The following is a 16208-nucleotide window of genomic DNA, read 5'->3' on the forward strand; positions in this document are numbered from 1 at the left end:
GGAACGTCAGATGGGCATCGAGGAGAAGCTCCCCGCCGGCATCCTGCTGACCTCGGTGGAGAAGCTCGTCAACTGGTCCCGGAAGTCGTCCGTGTGGGGCGCCACGTTCGGTCTGGCGTGCTGCGCCATCGAGATGATGGCGGCCGGCGGCCCGCACTACGACATGGGTCGCTGGGGCATGGAGGTGTTCCGCGCCTCGCCCCGGCAGGCGGATCTGATGATCGTGGCCGGTCGGGTCAGCCAGAAGATGGCCCCGGTGCTGCGCCAGATCTACGACCAGATGGCGGAGCCGCGCTGGGTGCTGTCGATGGGCGTCTGCGCCAGCAGCGGCGGCATGTTCAACAACTACGCGATCGTGCAGGGCGTCGACCACGTGGTGCCCGTCGACATGTACCTGCCCGGCTGCCCGCCCCGGCCGGAGATGCTCATCGACGCGATCCTCAAGCTCCGCGAGAAGATCATGCACGAGCCGCTCGGCCCGACCGGACGCAAGATGCTCGAGGCGCGCAAGGAGCGCGGCGACGTCCCGGTCGTCCCCTACGGCTCGATGCCGTCGTCGTACCGCAGCGACAAGGACCGCCGTGCCGAGTGGACGAAGGCGGTCCGCGAAGGCCGCGAGGAGCAGCTGCGGATCGAGAACTGGATGAAGGCCCAGAACCATCTTCAGCAGTACGGGGGCATGAAGAAGTGACTTCACCTCACGACAAGCCGAACGACGGCGGGGTGCCCGTACCGGTGACCCCGGCCGGGGCCAGCAGCGGCGCTCCCGCCGAGCACCCGCCGTCCAGCCCGGCCGGTCGCGGCATGTTCGGCAACCAGGGCTCCGGCGACGTCTCCGGCTTCGGCGGCCTGGTCCGGCCGCGCCGGCCGATCGCCGGCGCATCGCGGCCGTTCGGGAGCTACTTCGACGAGGTCTACGACGCGCTGGAGGAGGCGTACCCGGGCTTCGCGGACGCGATCGAGAAGGTCGTGGTCGACCGGGGCGAGCTGACCCTGCACATCCGGCCCGAGCGGATCGCCGAGGTCTGCCAGGTGATGCGCGACGACCTGGCGCTCCGCTTCGAACTCTGCTCCTCGGTGTCCGGGGTGGACTATCTCGGTGCGGACGAGCGCCGGCTGCACGTGGTCTACCAGCTCACCTCGATGACGTACCGCCGCCGGGTGCGGCTGGAGACCGCCGTCCCCGCCGAGGACCCGCATCTGCCCAGCGTCACCTCGGTCTACCCGACGGCGGACTGGCAGGAGCGCGAGGCGTACGACATGTTCGGGATCGTCTTCGACGGTCACCCCAACCTGACCCGGATCCTGATGCCGGACGACTGGGAGGGGCACCCGCAGCGCAAGGACTACCCGCTCGGCGGTGTTCCGGTCGAGTACAAGGGCGCAGAGATTCCACCGCCGGACAAGCGGAGGTCGTACCAGTGACCACTTCGAACTACGCGACCGAGCGGGAGACCACCGAGGGCAGGGTCTTCACCGTCACCGGTGGGGACTGGGACTCGGTCGTCTCCGGCACCGACCCGATCAACGACGAGCGGATCGTCGTCAACATGGGCCCGCAGCACCCGTCGACGCACGGCGTACTGCGGCTGATCCTGGAGCTGGAGGGCGAGACGGTCCGGGAGGCCCGCTCGGTCATCGGCTACCTGCACACCGGGATCGAGAAGAACCTCGAGTACCGCACCTGGGTCCAGGGCAGCACCTTCGTGACCCGGATGGACTACCTCTCCCCACTGTTCAACGAGACGGCGTACTCGCTCGCGGTGGAGAAGCTGCTCGGCATCACCGACGAGGTGACCGAGCGGGCCAACACCATCCGGGTGCTCATGATGGAGCTCAACCGGATCTCCTCGCACCTGGTCTGGCTGGCCACCACGGGCATGGAGCTCGGCGCGATCTCGATCATGCTGTACGGCTTCCGGGAGCGGGAGTACATCCTCGAGATTTTCGAGCTCATCACCGGCCTGCGGATGAACCACGCGTACGTCCGCCCCGGCGGTGTGGCGCAGGACGTGCCGGACGACGCGATCATCAAGATCCGCGAGTTCCTCAAGCTGCTGCCCAAGCGGCTCAAGGAGTACGAGGACCTCCTCTCCGGACAGCCGATCTGGACCGAGCGCACGAAGAACGTGGCAGTGCTCGACGCGACAGGCTGCCTGGCGCTCGGCGTGACCGGGCCGGTGCTGCGCTCCGCCGGTCTCGCCTGGGACCTGCGCAAGACGATGCCGTACTGCGGCTACGAGACGTACGAGTTCGGTGTCCCGACGCACACCGACGGTGACGTGTGGGGCCGTTACCAGGTCCGCCTCGCGGAGATCCGCGAGTCGCTGAAGATCGTCGAGCAGGCGGTGGACCGGCTGGCCAAGCCGGGGCCGGTGATGGTCGCCGACCGGAAGATCGCCTGGCCCGCCCAACTGGCCATCGGCGTCGACGGCATGGGCAACTCGCTCGAGCACGTCGCCAAGATCATGGGTCAGTCGATGGAGTCGCTGATCCACCACTTCAAGCTGGTCACCGAGGGCTTCCGCGTCCCACCCGGCCAGGTGTACGTCGGCATCGAATCGCCCCGCGGCGAGCTGGGCGTACACGCCGTCTCCGACGGTGGTACCCGGCCGTACCGGGTGCACTACCGGGAGCCGAGCTTCGTCAACCTGCAGGCACTCCCGGCGATGGCCGAGGGCGGCCTGATCGCCGACGTGATCGCCGGTGGCGCCTCGCTGGACCCGGTGATGGGAGGTTGTGACCGGTGACTGTCTTCACCGAACAGACCCGCGAGCGGGCACGGGAGATCATCTCCCGCTATCCGGCGGACCGGTCCCGCTCGGCGCTGCTGCCGCTGCTGCACCTGGTGCAGGCCGAGGAGGGTTACGTCTCCCGGGCCGGTGTGGAGTTCTGCGCCGAGGTGCTGGGCCTCAACAAGGCCCAGGTCGGCGCCGTGGCCACCTTCTACACCATGTACAAGCGCAAGCCCACCGGTGACTACCTGGTCAGCGTCTGCACCAACACCATGTGCAACGTGCTCGGCGGCCAGGAGGTCTACGACACCCTCGCCGAACACCTCGGCGTCGGGCACGACGAGACCACCGCCGACGGAAAGATCACCCTCGAACACGCCGAGTGCCTGGCCGCCTGCGACTACGGCCCGGTCATGACGGTCAACTACGACTTCTTCGACAACGTCGACCCGCAGGCCGCGGTCGGTGTGGTGGACGAGTTGCGGGCCGGTGGTCGGCCGATGCCGACCCGGGGCGCCCGGCTCTGCACGCTCAAGGAGATGGCCGTCCAGCTCGCCGGGTTCGCCGACGAGCGGGAGGGCGCGGTCGCCGACGGCGGCCCGGGCGAATCGAGCCTGCGCGGGCTGCGCCTCGCCCAGCAGCACGGCATCTCGGTTCCGGGCTTCGACCCGAACACGCCGATCCGGAGCAAGGCGGAGGCCGACCGGGCCGCCGCGGAGGCGAAGGCGAAGGCGGAAGCCGCGGAGAAGGCCAAGGCCGACGCCGCCGCGAAGTCGGCTCCCGCCGCCCCCGTCAAGGGTGGCGACGGCGCGTCCGCCCCGACCGGCACGCCGGCCGGGGTCGAGGCGGCGGAGCCGGAGCAGGCGACCGGCAGTACCGCGCCGGACGTTCCGGCGCCGGACGACAAGTCGCCGCAGGTGCGTACCGCCGAGACTCGGCAGCCGGACGCGGGCACCGCCGTCCCGGGCGCGCCCGGCACCAAGGTCCCGTCGGACCCGGTGCCGCCGGCACCACGCGACGCGCAGGAGGCGGAGGCCGCCGGTGTGGCGGCCAACCCGCCGGCCGGTGACGGCAAGCCCGCCGGCGACGACGCCGGTGCGCAGGAGCGCAATCTCAACGAAGCGGAGGCCGGGGCGGGCGGCGACGGCGCGGGCCCGGCGGTCGCGAGCGAAACGGGGGTCCAGAAGTGACCACTCCTCGGCCGGAGACGCTGGCCAAGCTCACCCCGGTCCTCACCAAGCGCTGGCTGTCGCCGGACGCCTGGCGGATCGGCACCTACGAGAAGCTGGACGGGTACGCGGCGCTGCGCAAGGCGCTCAAGGCCCACCCGGACGACCTCATCCAGCTGGTCAAGGACTCCGGGCTGCGGGGGCGCGGTGGAGCCGGCTTCCCCACCGGCCTCAAGTGGGGCTTCATCCCGCAGGGCGACGGCAAGCCCCACTACCTGGTGGTCAACGCCGACGAGGGCGAGCCGGGCACCTGCAAGGACCTGCCGCTGATGACGCACGACCCGCACTCGCTGGTCGAGGGCGTCATCATCGCCTCGTACGCGATCCGCGCCAACCGCGCGTACATCTACATCCGGGGTGAGGCGGTGCACGCCGCGCGGCGGCTGCGCAACGCGGTGCAGGAGGCGTACGCCAAGGGCTACCTCGGCCGGAACATCCTCGGCTCCGGCTTCGACCTGGAACTGGTGGTGCACTCCGGTGCCGGCGCGTACATCTGCGGTGAGGAGACCGCGCTGCTGGACTCGCTGGAGGGCTTCCGGGGCCAGCCCCGGCTCCGCCCGCCGTTCCCGGCGACCCACGGCCTGTACGCGAGCCCGACCGTCGTCAACAACGTGGGCACCATCGCGAGCGTGCCGTACATCGTGCTGGGCGGCGCCGCCTGGTGGAAGACGATGGGCACGGAGAAGTCCTCTGGACCGATGATCTACTCGCTCTCCGGCCGGATCGCCAACCCGGGCCAGTTCGAGTGCTCGATGGGCGTCACGCTGCGGGAGCTGATCGAGTTGGCCGGCGGCATGCAGCCCGGGCACAACCTGAAGTTCTGGACCCCGGGGGGCTCGTCGACGCCGCTGCTCACGGCCGAGCACCTGGACGTGCCGCTCGATTTCGAGGGGGTGGCGGCGGCCGGCTCGATCCTGGGCACCACGGCCACGCAGATCTTCTCCGACCAGGACTGCCCGGTCTACGCGACCTACCGGTGGCTGGAGTTCTACCACCACGAGTCGTGCGGCAAGTGCACCCCCTGCCGGGAGGGCAACTACTGGATGGTCCGGGTGTACCGGCGGATCCTCTCCGGCCAGGGCACCCACGAGGACCTGGACACCCTGCTCGACACCTGCGACAACGTCCTGGGCCGGTCGTTCTGCGGCCTGGGTGACGGCGCGACCAGCCCGGTGACCTCCTCGCTGCAGTACTTCAAGCAGGACTACCTCGACTACATCGAGGGACGCACCGCGCCGAAGCTGTCCGACAAGCAGCTGGTTGGGGCCCACTGATGCGAGCGCGAGGAGTGGGCGGAGCGAGCCCCGCAGTCGCGAGTGAAAGGCCGACACATGACTGACGTCGTCAAGGCCCCGGAAACCGTCACGCTCACCATCGACGGGGTCGAGGTCACCGCTCCCAAGGGGGCGCTGCTGATCCGGGTCGCCGAACAGATGGGCACGGAGATCCCCCGGTTCTGCGACCACCCGCTGCTGGCCCCGGCCGGCGCGTGCCGGCAGTGCCTGGTCGAGGTGGAGGGCCAGCGCAAGCCGGTCGCCTCCTGCACCCAGACCGTCGCCGACGGGATGGTGGTGCGGACGCAGCTCAGCTCCCCGGTCGCCAAGAAGGCGCAGGAGGGGGTCATGGAGCTGCTGCTGCTCAACCACCCGCTCGACTGCCCGATGTGCGACAAGGGCGGCGAGTGCCCGCTGCAGAACCAGGCGATGTCCACCGGCCGGACGGACTCGCGGTTCCACGAGCACAAGCGGGAGTACCCGAAGCCGCTGCCGATCAGCAGCCAGGTGCTGCTCGACCGGGAGCGTTGCGTGCTCTGCCAGCGGTGCACCCGGTTCTCCGAGGAGATCGCCGGCGACAAGTTCATCGACCTGATGAACCGGTCGTCCGCGGAGGAGATCAACATCTACCGGGACGACGCGTACGGCGCGGAGGGCGACGCGGGCGACGTCCCGTTCAACTCCTACTTCTCCGGCAACACGGTGCAGATCTGCCCGGTCGGCGCGCTGACCGGCACGCAGTACCGGTTCCGCGCCCGCCCGTTCGACCTGGTCTCCAGCCCGAGCGTGTGCGAGCACTGCTCGGCGGGCTGCGCGCAGCGTACGGACTGGCGACGGGGCCGGGTGCTGCGCCGGCTGGCCGGCGACGACCCGGCGGTGAACGAGGAGTGGAACTGCGACAAGGGCCGGTGGGGCTTCCAGTACACCCGCGCGCACGACCGGCTCACCAACCCGCTGGTCCGCGACGGGCGCACCGGTGAGCTGCGGGAGGCGTCCTGGAGCGAGGCGCTCACCGTGGCCGCCGAAGGGCTGCGGGCCGCCCGGGACTCCGGGCAGGGTGCCGGGGTGCTCACCGGCGGTCGGCTGACCGTCGAGGACGCCTACGCGTACGCGAAGTTCGCCCGGGTCGCCCTGAACACCAACGACATCGACTTCCGGGCCCGGCCGGTCTCCCGCGAGGAGGCCGACTTCCTGGCCAGCTCGGTCGCCGGCGTCACCGACGTGACGTACGCCGACGTGGAGAAGGCGCCGGCGGTGGTGCTGGTCGGGATCGAGCCGGAGGAGGAGTGCCCGATCCTCTTCCTGCGGTTGCGCAAGGCGTACACCAAGGGCGGCCTCCGGGTGTACGCGATCGCCCCGTTCGCCACCCGTGGCCTGGAGAAGCTCGGTGCGAAGCTGGCCCGGGTGGTGCCGGGTGAGGAGGCGAGCGTCCTCGCCGAGCACGCCACGGTCACCGAGGCGCTGAGCACCGAGGGCGCCATCCTGATCGTCGGTGAGCGGCTCGCCGAGGTGCCCGGTGGACTCTCCGCCGCCGCGGACGTGGCCCGGCGTACCGGTGCCAAGCTGGCCTGGGTGCCGCGGCGCGCGGGTGACCGCGGCGCGGTCGACGCCGGTTGCCTGCCGAACCTGCTTCCCGGCGGCCGCCTGGTCACCGAGCCGGCCGCCCGCGCCGAACTGGGCGAGGCCTGGGACATCGCGGCCGGGGTGATCCCGAGTCAGGCCGGCCGGGACACCGACGGCATCCTCGCGGCGGCCGCCAACGGTCAGCTCGGTGCCCTGGTCGTGGCCGGGGTCGACCCGGCCGACCTGGCCGACCCGCGCCTGGCCGAGCAGGCCCTGGAGAACGTGCCGTTCCTGGTGAGCCTGGAGCTTCGCAACAGCGCGGTGACCCGCCGGGCCGACGTGGTCTTCCCCGTCGCCCCGGTGGACGAGAAAGCGGGCAGCTTCGTCGACTGGGAGGGCCGCCTGCGCACCTTCGAGGCGGTGCTCCAGACGGCGGCGATGACCGACGGCCGGGTGCTGGACGCGCTCGCCGCGCAGCTCGACGTGCGGCTGGGCACCGGCGACGTGCCCAGCATCCGCCGCGAGCTGGGCTCACTGCCGCCCACCCGGACCAGCCGTCCCGCCGCCCCGTCGGTGGACCCGGCGGCCGTGCCTCAGCCGGGCGCCGGGGAGGCGGTGCTCGCCACCTGGCACCAGCTGATCGACCTGGGCAGCCTCCTCGACGGCGACGAGCACCTCGCCGGCACCGCCCGCCCGCCGGTGGTGCGGGTCGGCAAGGGCACCGCCGAGGCGCTGGGCGTCGCGGACGGTGACGCGGTGACGGTCGGGACCGACCGGGGCGCCGTGACGCTGCCGGCCGCCATCACCGAGATGCCGGACGGTGTGGTCTGGCTGCCCACCAACTCGCCCGGCGCGACCGTCCGGCGCAGCCTCGGTGCGACCTCCGGCACGGTCGTCCGGATCTCCGTCCCCGCCCCGAGCACGCCCGTTCCGGCCGGCCGGGTGGCGGCGGACGAGGCCGGCCTTCCGGGCCCACTGCTCAACTCCGGGGGTGCGTCCCAGTGAGCGCGAGGAGTGAGCGAGTGAGCCCCGCAGTCGTGAACGAGAGGTGGGCACGATGAACGCGGTCTACCTGGCCCAGGACCCGACCCTGGCCGACTTCGGCAAGGACCCGTGGTGGCTGGTCCTCATCAAGGTCGCCTTCGCCTTCGTCTTCGCGGTCCTGGCCACCCTGCTCGGCGTCTGGTTCGAGCGGCGCGTGGTGGGTTACATGCAGGTGCGGCCCGGCCCCAACCAGGTCGGGCCGATGGGCCTGCTGCAGACCCTGGCCGACGGGCTGAAGATGGCCTTCAAGGAGGACATCCTCCCGCGGGCGGCCGACAAGGTCGTCTACTTCTTCGCCCCGACCATCTCGGTGATCTGCGCGGTCACCGCGCTGTCGGTGGTGCCGTTCGGTCCGATGGTGAGCATCTTCGGCCACTGGACTCCGTTGCAGGTCACCGACGTCTCGGTGGCGGTGCTGGTGCTGCTGGCCTGCTCGTCGATGGGCATCTACGGCATCGTGCTCGGCGGTTGGGCCTCCGGGTCCACCTACCCGCTGCTCGGCGGGCTGCGCTCCAGCGCCCAGATGATCTCGTACGAGGTCGCGATGGGGCTGAGCATCGTGGCGGTCTTCATGACGGCCGGCACCATGAGCACCAGCGGGATCGTCGCGAAGCAGGGTGACGCCACCCAGCTCAGCCTCTTCGGCACCCAGATCCCGGCCCCCGGCTGGTACGCGATCCTGCTGCTGCCGAGCTTCGTCATCTTCTTCATCGCCACCGTCGGTGAGACCAACCGGGCGCCGTTCGACCTGCCCGAGGCGGAGTCCGAGCTGGTGGCGGGCTTCATGACCGAGTACAGCTCGCTGAAGTTCGCGCTCTTCATGCTCTCCGAGTACGTCTCGATGGTGACGATGTCCGCGGTCACCACGACGCTCTTCCTCGGCGGCTGGCGAGCCCCCTGGCCGATCACCCTCTGGGAGGGCGCCAACTCCGGTTGGTGGCCGATGATCTGGTTCTTCGGCAAGGTCATCGCCCTGGTCTTCGTCTTCGTGTGGCTCCGCGGCACGCTGCCCCGGCTGCGCTACGACCAGTTCATGCGGTTCGGCTGGAAGGTGCTGCTGCCGATCAACCTGGTCTGGATCCTGGTGCTCAGCGGCCTGCGGTCGATCGAGGACTGGGACACCCAGGGCAAGCTGATCGCGGTCGGCGTCCCGGCCGGGGCGCTGCTGCTGCTCACCCTCCTCTGGCCGAGCCGCAAGCCGCAGCCGAAGGAGACCGTCCAGGAGCAGGTCAACAACCGTCCGCACGGCAGCTTCCCGCTGCCGCCGATGGACCTTCAGGTCCCACCGAGCCCGCGCACCAGGCGCGTGGTCGCCGAGCGGGAGCCGGCCAACGTCACCGCCGGCTCGGAGTCCAGGGAGGTGTGACGTGGGCGCGATCACCGGAACGTTCAAGGGCTTCGGGGTCACCTTTTCGCACATGTTCAGGAAGGTGGTCACGACCGACTACCCGTTCAAGCCGCCGGTCTCGGCGCCGCGCTACCACGGGCGGCACATCCTCAACCGGCACCCGGACGGGCTGGAGAAGTGCATCGGGTGTGAGCTGTGCGCCTGGGCCTGCCCGGCCGACGCGATCTACGTGGAGGGTGGCGACAACACCGAGGAGCAGCGCTTCTCCCCGGGTGAGCGGTACGCCAGCATCTACCAGATCAACTACGCGCGGTGCATCTTCTGCGGGCTCTGCATCGAGGCCTGCCCGACCCGCTCGCTGACCATGAGCAACGAGTACGAGCTGGCCCGGGACAGCCGGCAGGATCTGATCTTCACGAAGGAGCAGTTGCTCGCGCCGCTGCTGCCGGGCATGGAGCAGCCGCCGCACCCGATGCGGCTCGGCGACAGCGAGAAGGACTACTACGTCGGCGGGTTGACCAACCCGGGTACCTCGGCCGGCGCTGAGCACGCGGCCAACAGCCCGGGCCGGTACCAGGTGGAGGAGCACCCCGGTGTCACCTTCCCGGGCGCCGAGCAGCACGCCCAGCGGGCCGCCGCGGGCAAGGGGGGCAAGGCATGACCACGCAGACGGTGCTCGCCGCCGCGGGCGGGGTGTCCGGCGGTGAGGAGGTCACCTTCTGGATCCTCGCCCCGCTCGCGCTGATCGGCGCGATCGGGACGGTGGCCGCCCGCAACGCGGTGCACTCCGCGCTTTGGCTGGTGCTGTCCATGCTCTGCCTGGGCGTGTTCTATGTGCTCCAGGCCGGGCCGTTCATCGGCATGGTGCAGATCATCGTCTACACCGGCGCGATCATGATGCTCTTCCTGTTCGTGCTCATGCTGGTCGGACGGGACGCGTCCGACTCGCTGATCGAGACGCTGCGCGGGCAGCGGACCGCCGCGATCCTGCTCGGCCTCGGATTCGCCGGCCTGGTCGGCGGTGGCATCTACCGGGCGCTGGAGGGCACCACGGCGGCGGGCCTGACGCAGGCGAACGCCGAGGGCAACGTCCAGGGCATCGCGCGGCTGCTCTTCACCAAGTACGTCTTCGCCTTCGAGTTGACCTCGGCGCTGCTGATCACGGCGGCGGTCGGCGCGATGGTGCTGGCGCACATCGAGCGGCGCAAGCAGGACAAGATGGACCAGATCGCCACCATGAAGGCCCGCTTCCGGCCCGGCAACTACCCCGGCCCGAAGCCCGGCCCGGGTGTCTTCGCCACCTCCAGCTCGGTCGCCACGCCCGCCCGGCTGCCGGACGGCCGACTCACCGAGCGGAGCACGCCGGACATCCTGCCGGTCCGCGAGCTGACCGCGCAGGAGACCTCGCTGAAGGGCACAGAAAAGTGACTCCTGACTACTACCTCGTGCTCGCGGCGATCCTCTTCACCATCGGCGCCGCCGGGGTGCTCATCCGCCGCAACGCGATCGTGCTGTTCATGTGCGTCGAGCTGATGCTCAACGCGGCCAACCTGACGCTGGTCACCTTCAGCCGGATCAACGGTGACCTCAACGGCCAGATCATGGCGTTCTTCGTGATGGTGGTGGCCGCGGCGGAGGTCGTGGTCGGCCTCGCGATCATCATGGCGATCTTCCGGACCCGGCGCTCGGCGAGCGTCGACGACGCCAACCTGCTCAAGTACTAGAGGGGCCTGCGGTGGGAGAGATTCTGACGAACGCCCCGGCGGAGCCGGCGGGGGCCGTCACCTACGCGACGGCGGACGGCCTGCTCGGCGGCGTCTGGCTGCTGGTGGCGATCCCGCTGGTCAGCGCGGCGATCCTGCTGCTGCTCGGCCGGCGCGCCGACCGGTGGGGGCACTGGCTCGGGGTGACCGCCATCGGCGCGTCGTTCGTGCTCGGCCTCACCTCGTTCTTCCAGCTGCGTGGTCTGGAGAACAAGTCCGTCGAGCTGAGCCTCTGGGACTTCATCTCGGTCGGCGGCCTGCACGTGGACTTCGGCCTGCTCTTCGACCCGCTGGCCGCGGTCTTCGTACTGCTGATCACCGGGGTGGGTTTCCTGATCCACCTCTACGCGGTCGAGTACATGGCGCACGACGAGGGCCGGCGGCGGTTCTTCGCGTACTTCAACCTCTTCGTCGCGGCCATGCTGCTGCTGGTGCTCGGCAACAACTACGTGATGCTCTACTTCGGCTGGGAGGGCGTCGGTCTGGCGTCGTACCTGCTGATCTCCTTCTGGTACGGGCGGCCGAGCGCGGCCACGGCCGGCAAGAAGGCGTTCCTGATGAACCGGGTCGGTGACGCCGGCCTGGCGATCGGCATCTTCATCATGTTCGCGACCCTCGGCACCACCCAGTACGACGAGGTCTTCTCGAACGTCGGCGCGCTGACCGGCGGCACCGTGCTCGTGCTCGGTCTGCTGCTCCTGCTCGGCGCGACCGGCAAGTCCGGCCAGTTCCCGCTCCAGGCATGGCTGCCGGACGCGATGGAGGGCCCGACCCCGGTGTCGGCGCTCATCCACGCGGCCACCATGGTCACGGCGGGTGTCTACCTGATCGCCCGGTCCAACCCGGTCTTCTCGGCCAACACGACGCTCCAGCTCGTGGTGGTGAGCGTCGGCGCGCTGACCCTGCTGCTGGGCTGCATCATCGGTGCGGCCAAGGACGACATCAAGCGGGTGCTGGCCTGGTCCACGGTGAGCCAGATCGGCTACATGTTCCTCGGTGTCGGCCTCGGCGGCGGCGCGTACGCGCTGGCCATCATCCACCTGCTGGCGCACGGTTTCTTCAAGGCCAACATGTTCCTCGGGGCCGGGTCCGTGATGCACGGGATGAACGACCAGGTGGACATCCGCCGATTCGGCGGGCTGGCCAAGCACATGAGGATCACCTGGATCACGTTCATGATGGGCTGGCTGGCCATCATCGGCATCCCGCCGCTGTCGGGCTACTTCTCGAAGGAGCCGATCATCGTGGCCGCCTTCGAGCGGGAGGACTGGACGGCCTGGCTCTTCGGCGGGGCGGCGCTGGTCGGCGCCGGGCTGACCGCGTTCTACATGACCCGGCTCTTCGTGCTGACCTTCCACGGGCCGAAGCGCTGGACCGAGGAGATCGAACACCCGCACGAGTCGCCGAAGCTGATGACCGTTCCGCTGATCCTGCTGGCGATCGGCTCGATCGGCGCGGGTTTCCTGCTCTCCACCTCGGTGCCCGACTGGCTGACCGCGACTGCGGGCCTCGGCGGGGAGCACGCGGAGCACGACCCGGTCCTGCCGCATCTAGTGATCACCATCCTCTCGCTGGTGGTGACCGTGCTGGGCGCGGGGCTGGCCTGGTCCCTGTTCCGTAACGGCACGGCCACCGCGCCGCAGCCGGCCGGGGTGCTGGTCACCGCCGCCCGCCGCAACCTCTACACGGACGCCTTCAACGAGGCGGTCTTCGAGAAGCCGGGCATCTTCCTCACCCGGGCGCTGGTCTTCCTCGACAACCGGGGCGTGGACGGGTTGGTCAACGGCCTCGCCGCCGCCGTCGGCGGAGGATCGGGCCGGCTCCGGCGGCTGCAGACCGGCTTCGTCCGGTCGTACGCGACCTCGATCCTGACCGGCGCGCTGCTGGTGGTGGCGGCGTTCCTGGCCGTACAGGCGGGGTGGCTGGCGTGATCGACCTCTTCCCGGCCGCCCCCGCCGGCGGACCACGCAGTGACGACGGAGGTAAGGCCGCATAATGTCCAACTTCCCGTTCCTCTCGGTGCTGACCGTGGCGCCGCTGGTGGGTGCCCTGGTGGTGGCTCTCCTGCCGCGGCGGCGGCCGGAGCTGGCCAAGCAGGTGGCGTTCGTCTGGTCGCTGCTCGTGCTGGTGCTCTCGGTCCTGATGTGGATCGCCTTCAAGATCGACGGTGACCGCTTCCAGTTCCGCGAGTCGTACCCGTGGATCCCGAACTGGGGGGTCCACTTCACGTTCGCCGCCGACGGCATCGCGCTTGTCATGCTGATGCTGATCGCCGTGCTGGTGCCGCTGGTGATCCTGGCGTCGTGGCACGACGCTGATTCCTCTCGGCGGTCGGTACCGGCCTACTTCGCGCTGCTGCTCGTCCTCGAGTGCACGATGATCGGCGTCTTCGCGGCCGCCGACGTCTTCCTCTTCTACGTGTTCTTCGAGGTCATGCTGGTGCCGATGTACTTCCTCATCGGCAGCTACGGCGGCCACCAGCGGCAGTACGCAGCCGTCAAGTTCTTCCTCTACTCGCTGGTCGGCGGCCTGTTCATGCTCGCCGCGGTGATCGGCCTCTGGGTGGTCGGCGGTAAGACCTTCGACTGGCAGGCGCTGTCGCAGGTGGACATCTCAACCGGCACCGAGCGCTGGCTCTTCCTCGGCTTCTTCCTCGCGTTCGCGATCAAGGCGCCGTTCTTCCCGTTCCACACCTGGCTGCCGGACGCCGGTGGCGCTGCGCCGGCCGGTGCGGCGGCGCTGCTGGTCGGCGTGCTCGACAAGGTCGGCACCTTCGGCATCCTGCGGTACTGCCTGCCGCTCTTCCCGGACGCGGCCAAGTGGTTCGCGCCGTGGGCGCTCGCGCTCGCGCTGATCGGCATCATCTACGCCGCGCTCCTCGCGGTCGGGCAGAACGATCTGAAGCGGCTGGTGTCCTACACCTCGATCGCGCACTTCGGCTTCATCGGCGTGGGCATCTTCGCCTTCACCACCCAGGCCGGCACCGGCGCGGTGCTCTACATGGTCAACCACGGCCTCGCCACCGGTCTGCTCTTCCTGGTGGTGGGCATGCTGATCGCGCGCCGCGGCTCGGCGCTGATCAGCGACTTCGGTGGTGCCGGCAAGCTGGTCCCGGTGCTGGCCGGCGTGCTCTTCTTCGCCGGTCTGGCCTCGCTCGCGCTGCCCGGCACCGCGCCCTTCGTCTCCGAGTTCCTGGTGCTGATCGGCTCGTTCACGGTGAACAAGCCGGTCGCGGTGATCGCCACCCTCGGCATCATCCTGGCGGCGGCGTACGTGCTGTGGATGGTGCAGCGCACCACGCAGGGCACCCTCAACCCGGCGTTGACCGAGATCGACGGGATGCGGCGTGACCTCAACCTGCGCGAGAAGGTCGTGATCGCGCCGCTGGTCGCGCTGATCGTGCTGCTGGGCTTCTACCCGAAGCCGGTCACCGATGTGATCAACCCCGCCGTGCAGGCGACCATGAACGACATCGGCAAGACCGATCCCGCCCCGGCACCGGGCACCAGCGTCCAGGAGGCGAGCCGGTGAGCGCGAGGAGTGAACGAGCAACCGTGAGCGAGCCCGGGCACGGGCACGCGGAGCGCGCGGAGCGAGCCCCGCAGTCGCGAGCAAACAGCGACCCAGTCGCGAACGGAAGGTTGGCCCAGTGAGTGAACTGAAGCTGCCGTCGATCGACTACGCGGCGCTCGCCCCGATCCTGATCATGTTGGGGGCCGCACTGGTCGGTGTCCTGGTCGAGGCGTTCGTGCCGCGGCACAGGCGGCACCTGGTGCAGCTGTCGGTGTCGCTGCTCGCGGTGCTCGCCGCGTTGACCATGGTGGTGCTCAACGCCGACGACCGGCTGATCACGGCCGGCTCGGCGATCGCCGTGGACGGGCCCACCCTCTTCCTCCAGGGCGCGATCCTGGTGCTCGCCGCGATGGCGCTGCTGCTGACCGGTGAGCGCGCGGTGGAGCGCGGCGGAGCGTTCGTCGCGCACGCCGCGATCACCGCCGAGTCGGCCGAGGACCGGCGGCAGGCCGAGAGCGCTGGCGGTACCACCGAGGTGTACCCGCTCGCCACGTTCGCCATCGGCGGCATGCTGATCTTCGTGGCGGCGAACGACCTGCTGACCATGTTCATCGCGCTCGAGGTCTTCTCGCTGCCGCTCTACCTGCTCTGCGCGCTGGCCCGTCGTCGGCGGCTGCTGAGCCAGGAGGCGGCGCTGAAGTACTTCATGCTCGGCGCGTACGCCTCGGCGTTCTTCCTCTTCGGCGTCGCGCTGATCTACGGCTTCACCTCCGGCATCCCGGGCCGGTCGGCCGGGGTCGACTTCGCCACCATCAACGCGGCGGTGAACGAGTCGCCGGCCAGCCGGGTGCTGCTCTTCGCCGGGATGGCGCTGCTCGCCATCGGCCTGCTGTTCAAGGCGGCCGCGGCGCCGTTCCACGTCTGGACGCCGGACGTCTACCAGGGCGCGCCGACGCCGGTCACCGCGTTCATGGCCGCCTGCACGAAGGTCGCCGCGTTCGGCGCCCTGCTGCGGGTGTTCCACGTGGCGTTCGCCAGCGCCAGCTGGGACTTCACCCCGGTGCTCGGGGTCGTGGCGGTGCTGACCATGCTGGTCGGCGCGGTGCTCGCGGTGACCCAGACCGACATCAAGCGGCTGCTGGCGTACTCCTCGATCGCCAACGCCGGCTACCTGCTGGTGGGGGTGCTCGCGCCGTCGAAGGACGGGCTCTCCGGCACCATGTTCTACCTGGTCGCGTACGGCTTCTCGGTGCTCGCCGCGTTCGCCGTGGTGACCCTGGTACGCGACGGTGACGGGGAGGCCACCCACCTGTCCCGCTGGGCCGGGCTGGGGCGCCGCTCGCCGTTCTTCGCCAGCGTATTCACGTTCATCCTGCTCGCCTTCGCCGGTATCCCGCTGACGAGCGGCTTCACCAGCAAGTTCGCGGTCTTCGGGCCGGCGTTGGCCGAAGGCCGGGCGTGGCTCGTGGTCGCCGGTGTGCTGACCAGCATGGTGCTGGCGTTCCCGTACCTGCGGGTCGTGGTGATGATGTGGCTCTCCGAGCCGGGTGAATCCACGCCGACCGTCGCGGTGCCGGGCGGGCTCACCTCGGCGGCACTGATGATCGGTGTGGTGGCCACCCTGGTTCTCGGTGTCGCTCCGGCACCGCTGCTCGATCTGGCCACAGGGGCCGCCGAATTCGTCAGATGACGATCCGCTCCGCCCGAAGGCCGGTACGCCAACGCGTGCCGGCCTTCGG

At 70.1% G+C, this 16208-nt stretch carries 13 protein-coding genes; all 13 read left to right on the forward strand.

What is annotated here, in order from left to right:
* Positions 1-10: 10 nt before the first annotated feature.
* The 13 genes from BXA10_RS07820 (at position 11) to nuoN (ending at position 16159) form a co-directional block, all read left to right on the forward strand.
* On the forward strand, positions 11-691 hold the full coding sequence (locus BXA10_RS07820; RefSeq protein ID WP_076469131.1) for a NuoB/complex I 20 kDa subunit family protein: 681 nt from the start codon (positions 11-13) through the stop codon (positions 689-691).
* On the forward strand, positions 688-1425 hold the full coding sequence (locus tag BXA10_RS07825; RefSeq protein WP_076469133.1) for an NADH-quinone oxidoreductase subunit C: 738 nt from the start codon (positions 688-690) through the stop codon (positions 1423-1425). Before BXA10_RS07820 ends, BXA10_RS07825 begins: the two co-directional genes overlap by 4 nt.
* Positions 1422-2750, forward strand: coding sequence for an NADH-quinone oxidoreductase subunit D (locus BXA10_RS07830; protein WP_076469135.1), 1329 nt, complete (start codon positions 1422-1424; stop codon positions 2748-2750). Before BXA10_RS07825 ends, BXA10_RS07830 begins: the two co-directional genes overlap by 4 nt.
* Entirely contained in the window at positions 2747-3925 is a 1179-nt protein-coding gene (gene nuoE / locus BXA10_RS07835) for an NADH-quinone oxidoreductase subunit NuoE (protein ID WP_076469137.1), read from the forward strand. The genes BXA10_RS07830 and nuoE overlap by 4 nt, the downstream gene beginning before the upstream one ends.
* Entirely contained in the window at positions 3922-5238 is a 1317-nt protein-coding gene (nuoF, locus tag BXA10_RS07840; RefSeq protein WP_076469140.1) for an NADH-quinone oxidoreductase subunit NuoF, read from the forward strand. The genes nuoE and nuoF overlap by 4 nt, the downstream gene beginning before the upstream one ends.
* A gap of 57 nt (positions 5239-5295) precedes the next feature.
* On the forward strand, positions 5296-7806 hold the full coding sequence (locus BXA10_RS07845) for an NADH-quinone oxidoreductase subunit G (protein WP_076469142.1): 2511 nt from the start codon (positions 5296-5298) through the stop codon (positions 7804-7806).
* Positions 7807-7858: 52 nt separating this feature from the next.
* Positions 7859-9211 (forward strand): NADH-quinone oxidoreductase subunit NuoH, encoded by a 1353-nt coding sequence (nuoH, locus tag BXA10_RS07850; RefSeq protein ID WP_076469315.1) that lies wholly within the window; start codon positions 7859-7861, stop codon positions 9209-9211.
* Between the two features lies 1 nt (position 9212).
* On the forward strand, positions 9213-9854 hold the full coding sequence (nuoI, locus tag BXA10_RS07855) for an NADH-quinone oxidoreductase subunit NuoI (protein WP_076469145.1): 642 nt from the start codon (positions 9213-9215) through the stop codon (positions 9852-9854).
* A complete protein-coding gene (locus BXA10_RS07860; protein WP_076469147.1) occupies positions 9851-10621 on the forward strand; it encodes an NADH-quinone oxidoreductase subunit J in 771 nt (256 codons plus the stop codon). The genes nuoI and BXA10_RS07860 overlap by 4 nt, the downstream gene beginning before the upstream one ends.
* A complete protein-coding gene (nuoK, locus tag BXA10_RS07865) occupies positions 10618-10917 on the forward strand; it encodes an NADH-quinone oxidoreductase subunit NuoK (RefSeq protein ID WP_076469149.1) in 300 nt (99 codons plus the stop codon). Before BXA10_RS07860 ends, nuoK begins: the two co-directional genes overlap by 4 nt.
* An 11-nt stretch (positions 10918-10928) precedes the next feature.
* On the forward strand, positions 10929-12887 hold the full coding sequence (nuoL, locus tag BXA10_RS07870; protein ID WP_076469151.1) for an NADH-quinone oxidoreductase subunit L: 1959 nt from the start codon (positions 10929-10931) through the stop codon (positions 12885-12887).
* Positions 12888-12951: 64 nt separating this feature from the next.
* Positions 12952-14487, forward strand: coding sequence for an NADH-quinone oxidoreductase subunit M (locus BXA10_RS07875; protein WP_076469153.1), 1536 nt, complete (start codon positions 12952-12954; stop codon positions 14485-14487).
* Positions 14488-14605: 118 nt separating this feature from the next.
* Positions 14606-16159: an NADH-quinone oxidoreductase subunit NuoN gene (nuoN, locus tag BXA10_RS07880; RefSeq protein ID WP_076469155.1), complete on the forward strand. Its 1554-nt coding sequence runs from the start codon at positions 14606-14608 to the stop codon at positions 16157-16159.
* Positions 16160-16208: the final 49 nt, after the last annotated feature.

Source organism: Micromonospora avicenniae, from assembly GCF_900156065.1.
Classification (GTDB): Bacteria; Actinomycetota; Actinomycetes; order Mycobacteriales; family Micromonosporaceae; genus Micromonospora; species Micromonospora avicenniae.

Excerpts from the sequence above, each read along its gene's own strand:
- nuoH (WP_076469315.1), top strand. The coding sequence starts at position 7,859 with ATGAACGCGGTCTACCTGGCCCAGGACCCGACCCTGGCCGACTTCGGC.
- BXA10_RS07875 (WP_076469153.1), top strand. The coding sequence starts at position 12,952 with ATGTCCAACTTCCCGTTCCTCTCGGTGCTGACCGTGGCGCCGCTGGTG.
- BXA10_RS07820 (WP_076469131.1), top strand. The coding sequence starts at position 11 with ATGGGCATCGAGGAGAAGCTCCCCGCCGGCATCCTGCTGACCTCGGTG.
- BXA10_RS07845 (WP_076469142.1), top strand. The coding sequence starts at position 5,296 with ATGACTGACGTCGTCAAGGCCCCGGAAACCGTCACGCTCACCATCGAC.
- BXA10_RS07860 (WP_076469147.1), top strand. The coding sequence starts at position 9,851 with ATGACCACGCAGACGGTGCTCGCCGCCGCGGGCGGGGTGTCCGGCGGT.